The sequence below is a fragment of the uncultured Clostridium sp. genome (assembly GCF_934754915.1).
Taxonomy (GTDB): domain Bacteria; phylum Bacillota; class Clostridia; order Clostridiales; family Clostridiaceae; genus Clostridium.
Window position 1 is genome coordinate 1 of record NZ_CAKVKB010000174.1, and the last position, 5,843, is coordinate 5,843.

A 5,843-nucleotide genomic window follows, 5' to 3' on the forward strand; every position below is an offset into this window, starting at 1 on the left:
TCTGAAATGCATTTCTGCAATTCATTCATAAATCTTTTATTTTAGACTTGACTTTTAATAGTTAGTCTTTCTTTTAATACCACATTTCAACACACTACGATGACAACCTTGTTGCTGTCTTTTACCATACGTGCATGCCCTCTCAAAATCAACCATACATTTTTTAGATTTTCTTTTTCCTCTTTAATTTCTCGAAAGTCGTAATACAGCAAAAATTATAAGCTATTGTTTATCTTTTCAACTCCACCAACAATATAATGTTGTTTTTTAAAAATAAAATTATTAATCACTTTTAGATATTTTATGATCATACAGAGTATTAAAAAGATACCAGATAATAATATTTTATTTTCGCCTGCTACCTTTCTTTTCAACATTTGTATAATTCCCAATATTGCAGATGATATTGAAAAAACAAACGCAATTTTGTCACATATAGAAGTAAAAATCAAAATCACATTTACCGCTAAATTCTTTCTGTAAAAAACATTAAGATTATAATTCATATTATACGGTACAAAAGAAATTGATGTTACCTTTAACCCTGATGAAGCATACGCAATTTGTCTAAACGGGATGTCAATATTCATTGCGTTCACTCGATTAATCGCCCTTCTAGAAACCAATCGAAAACTTTCAGTTCTCATATTAACAATATTTTCATTCTCACGCTTCAATAACCAATAAAATAATTTAGAACTCCACCGTCCTTTCAGATATGGGGCTGCACTGGTTACATCAAAACCCTCCAATTCTTTTCGATAAACTTGCATTACCATATCCCAATCGAAATCCATGTTAATACAATCAAATTCATACACAAAATCCCCGATGCTCAGATCTATTCCCGCATTCATTGCCAATTCAACACCATGAAAAAAACTCAACGAGATTAAATTCACAGCATTATCCACCTTCTCTTTTTTTAGAACATCTTTAATTATATTAATACTATTATCCGTAGAATTATCATCAACACACACTATTTCAAATTCTTTAAAATTTTCATTAAGCACTCCTAATAATCCGTTAATAAATTTTCCAATATTTCTTTCATCATTATGAATATACACTACCGCCGATACAAAATTACTTTCTTTATTTCCCAACTTTCTTTCTCCCTTCCAAATATATTCTATATTTACATTAGCACTTCATCCAAATCATATACAGTATTAATCTTTCCTGATAAAACGCTAATGAAAGTAGGGTTTTCACTATATTTTTTTATCACGGTTGGTCTAGAATCATCAATTTCAGAAGCTTTTAATATGGGTTTCATTGAAAACAACGATTTTTCATATTTAAATCCCATTTCATCCTTTATATATTTTTTAGCCATGCTTGACATATAAGTCCATGCTGTTTGTGGCTTATTAGAACACAAATTGCAATTTCCAAGTTGTTTATAAGAACAATAATGCTCATTTCCATTTTGACATTTAAATATAGGATATTCATCATAACTTGTTTCGTGGGGTGTAAAAGTAACCGATGTTAATGAATGATAACCCGTTTTCCCAAATGGCATAATTGAAAAAAATGGACCATCCATTACCGTTATTCCCTTATTTTTTAAATCGCCATTTACAGAACACAAAATAATTTCACATAACTCATATTTTATTTCAAATTTCTCATAACCAATCAGATTTAATATTTGATTAACAGATGCATACGTTGCATTTAGTAAAAACTGCGTTTCGTACTCTCGTCCATCAATCGAAGAAACAATATACTCATTCTCTTTTTTCTCAATTTTTTTTATTCTAAATCCATATATTACATCAATATTTTTTCTTTTATCTATTTCCTTTAAAAAATAATCTTCCAATAGCTTCACATCGTATGTATATTCCGTAGTTAAAAAAGCACCATCACACATTCCTCTTTTAAAATAAACATTAGGATTCAGTTCTTGACATTTTATATTTACAGTATCACAAAATTTTTTAAATTGTTCTGCTGTTGTCCAGGAAAAATTTTGTGATGTTGCATATATTTGGTCAAACCGTTCATGTATACTAAATCCATATTCCTCACAAAATCTATCAAAATAGTGAGCTGATTTTATAGCAGTGGAAAAAGAACGCGGATAGTGATACCCCATATGCACTCGGGCCTGATTTACATACGTAGCTCTCGAAAAAGGTTCTTTATCATATTCTAAAACCAAAACTTTTTCATCTTTTTTCCCACAAAATGTAGCCGCATAAAGACCATATAGACCAGCTCCTATTATGATACGATCATATTTCATATTAGCATTCTCCTCTTTGCATTAAAACAAATCTTTTCAGATCATCTAAAATTACTCCTTTTGAACATATATACCCATTTGCGCCTTTAAATGCCCGATCATACTTTGTTTTTAGATTATACATGATGGGATGCTCTGAAATCTGATTTTCAAAAACTGTATTATCCACAAATTCACATAACTCCGCCGCTGAGATAGGCTCTGTGACAATATTTAAAATTTTTATATTATTTTTTAAAGCAACCATAATATGTTGATATAAATATTTTAAATTATAAAACTGATATTCAGCTCGAGAATCGGTAAAATTAATTGCGTCAATATTAAAATTTTTCAATACTGTCTTAACATTTCTCCGCTCTGCCTCGGTCAAATTCCTACACTCATAATATCCATTTCCTGCATTCGTATAAGTGTCATATATAGCTGGAAATTCTATAGCAATATTCTCAATTACATTGTTTTTTAACATTGGTGGAATATGATATATTAAATCATATATGAAATTTTTCTTAATATTTATCCCATATAAAGCCGGAAGTCTAATAATTAAATAATCCTCTATATTATTAATAACCCATTGTTCTAATTCATATCTGTGTCTCCCATATGCATGCAATTTTTCAATATTGATTTCATAATTTTCATTATGCCCATTCAAGTCAGAATACACATCAACAGATGAAATAAGCACTGTTTTTTTTGCTTCAATTCTTTTTATATTTTCAACCGCACTATCTATAATTTTTTCATCCTCATCCGGTTGGTAATTTGCCCAAAATTTTGTTCCTGTGACCCCTGCATATATCATCAAATCCGGTTTAATCCCATATGCACCTTTAATATTTTTAGAATTAAACACTCTGTCAAATTTCCCCATTTCCTTTAAATTACTTCCCACAAAACCTGTATGTCCAATTAGTATATCCACAAATCATCTAGCTCCCCTAAATCAGCTATTTACGAGTTTTCTATATTATTAAAATTTACTCTACGCAATTACTTTCACTACTCTTTCTATAAATTCCCCAAATAAATTTGGCAAATTTCTTAGGCCAGAATTTTTGAAACATTTCTAATTCTTCAGAATCACGAATATGATTTTTAATCACTTCCGATGTTAAAGATGCTTCATGAATCCGATGTCCCATTAATATTTTATCACAATAAATGAATTCCCCTTTCATTTTCGAAATTTTTTCCCATGCATCCCAATCTAAAACGCTCTTATATTCATCCGTAAATATCGGATTAAAAATCCTTTCTTTATTAAATGTAACAGCGGGACAACAAATAGGAGAACCTATTGATAATATTCTTCTTCTTAGCCATCTCATTTTAGAAAATACATGTATTTTTAGAGGGCATAATAAAATTCGTTTTACCCGCAATAATTGATTTTTATCTACACGCTTCTCGTTTCTCAATTCAAAATAATTGGAAAAAAATATTAATATATCAGAACCCTTATTGCATTTCTTTAAAAGCCATTCTACATACTCATCACCATATATATCATCTTGATGGCATATAGTTACCAACTTTGTTTCTGCACTCTCATATGCAAAATTCCAATCTTCAACTATACCAACTTCCCTCCTCTTATTCACGACTAAAATAATACCATATTTTTCAGCTAAAGATCGAATATATGAATTTACCGTCGATGTAGTCATAATAACCTTGCTTTTAACAGTTTGATTCATAACCGACTTTATACATTCTTCTAAATATATACTCTCTCCATACGCACACACAACAAATGTATGATCTTTTTCACTATAATACATAAACTGCCATTTCTCCCCTTAAAATCAATATAGAAACAATGGGGCTACTGAATTATTTTTTCAAATTCATTATTACTATTCCCAAAATAATAATGACTGCGCCAATTATCATGTTTAAAGTTAATTTTTCCTTTAAAATAATAATGGCTGAAATCATAATCAAAATATTAACAATTCCTGCTACAATAGGAATTATCACTCCTAAATCAAATTTTGTGATTACTCCCATATACAATATAAAACTCATTCCATAACAAAATAATCCCACAATTACATACCATGATATTGGCATATCAATAATAGGAAGAACTGCCTTTGCCAGTTCACTATGATTACCACCATATTTAATTAACGTTAAACCTGAAACCGAAAATAATATATATATACCACATAACAAATACTTACTCATACTACAAACATTCCCATTCTTTTTTATTTTTCGTTTTCTCTAATTGCAATCTCTTCTACTAAATTCTTCACTTTTTCTTCAAGAAAAGAAACACGTATAGTAAGCATAAATGTTCTCAATAGCAGCAAAAATATAACCACAAGATAAACAAAATTAACTGGTGACTGTATTCCCACAATTTCTGCCAAAAATATAGCAATTCCCGGAAATACACCTATAACCATTAGCACAAAAGAAAAAACTATCCAAAAAAAGGCATCCATGACCTGTAATTGGGATTTTTTTAATTTTCTTGCAATATATAAAAATGTCAATATAGAAACGACAATCAATGTAATTCTCAAAAAATTAGACATAAATTACACCTTCTTTCTAAACCACTGCACGACAAGAATTGAAGCACACATATGAAACATATATTTAATTCCATTTGCTAAATTTAAATAACTTTCTCCAGCAATCCTATCGTTCATGACAACTTGACATTCCCCCACCTTAGCCTTGCATCTTAAAAGAAAGGCGATTGTATCTGGCTCCGGTCCATAATTCATCTGCGTCGCAAACTTCTCAATCATTTTTTTGTTAAATAACCTCATACCAGATGTTGGATCACTTATTCTTTTTCCTGTGGTTAAATAAATACAAATGTTCAACAAGTTATTCCCCACCATCCTTAAACTATGAGGTCTTTTCCTCTCTACAAATCTTGAACCAATGATTACATCCAAATTCTCCCTCTCAGCTTTTTCAACCATATCCACTATGTATTCAGGATTATGTTGCCCATCTCCATCTAACTGTGTCACATAATCATAATTATGTTTATATGCATACTTCATCCCAGCCTGAAAAGCACCTGCTAGTCCAAGATTAATTGGAAGATCAATCAGATTATATCCATTCTTTTTACATATTCTTGCGGTATCATCTTTTGAGCCATCATTTATAACTACATAATCATACTGTAAATAATTATTCTTTAAATTGTCTACAACTCTTTCTATATTCTCAGCCTCATTATAAGCTGGAATGACAATTAGTAAGCGATTCATTTTCTGTTCACCTTATCCATTTTATGGATCTTAACAATACATAGGCAACTATTTTATCAATATATTATCCCCAATAAAAGTAATCACGAAATTTATACTAATTATTCCCACTCCGCCGAGGACAAATTACTTCATGCTGATCCCATCCTTACGAGAAGCACCGAACTTATTGCTGTTGTCCTAACAGATAAAATCAACTGTCACCAACCAAAAATATTCTTTTTTCAAGACCAGCATTTTAAATACTCTGCCGTCCTCTTTATTCCCTCTGCTAAAGAAATTGTATTTAATCTACCATAAGCTTCCTCATATCTACTCATATCCAAATAGTT

At 30.2% G+C, this 5,843-nt stretch carries 7 protein-coding genes; all 7 read right to left on the minus strand.

Translation table 11 applies throughout. From position 1 onward, the window contains the following. Positions 1-215: 215 nt before the first annotated feature. Positions 216-1,109 carry a glycosyltransferase gene (locus Q0F58_RS16630; protein WP_294378986.1) on the minus strand — a complete coding sequence of 298 codons (894 nt, stop codon included), beginning with the start codon at positions 1,107-1,109 and terminating at the stop codon, positions 216-218. Positions 1,110-1,141: 32 nt separating this feature from the next. Next, complete coding sequence (locus tag Q0F58_RS16635; RefSeq protein WP_294378987.1) at positions 1,142-2,260, minus strand: FAD-dependent oxidoreductase; 1,119 nt, start codon at positions 2,258-2,260, stop codon at positions 1,142-1,144. A 1-nt stretch (position 2,261) separates the two neighbouring features. After that, positions 2,262-3,122 carry a sugar nucleotide-binding protein gene (locus Q0F58_RS16640; protein WP_294378988.1) on the minus strand — a complete coding sequence of 287 codons (861 nt, stop codon included), beginning with the start codon at positions 3,120-3,122 and terminating at the stop codon, positions 2,262-2,264. Positions 3,123-3,246: 124 nt separating this feature from the next. Beyond that, positions 3,247-4,050, minus strand: a complete 804-nt coding sequence (locus tag Q0F58_RS16645; protein ID WP_294378989.1) for a glycosyltransferase family A protein — start codon at positions 4,048-4,050, stop codon at positions 3,247-3,249. 52 nt (positions 4,051-4,102) lie between these two features. Next, positions 4,103-4,459 carry a hypothetical protein gene (locus tag Q0F58_RS16650; protein WP_294378990.1) on the minus strand — a complete coding sequence of 119 codons (357 nt, stop codon included), beginning with the start codon at positions 4,457-4,459 and terminating at the stop codon, positions 4,103-4,105. A gap of 23 nt (positions 4,460-4,482) precedes the next feature. After that, positions 4,483-4,815, minus strand: coding sequence for a DUF2304 domain-containing protein (locus Q0F58_RS16655; protein WP_294378991.1), 333 nt, complete (start codon positions 4,813-4,815; stop codon positions 4,483-4,485). A gap of 3 nt (positions 4,816-4,818) precedes the next feature. Further along, positions 4,819-5,511, minus strand: a complete 693-nt coding sequence (locus Q0F58_RS16660; RefSeq protein WP_294378992.1) for a glycosyltransferase family 2 protein — start codon at positions 5,509-5,511, stop codon at positions 4,819-4,821. Positions 5,512-5,843 lie beyond the last annotated feature (332 nt).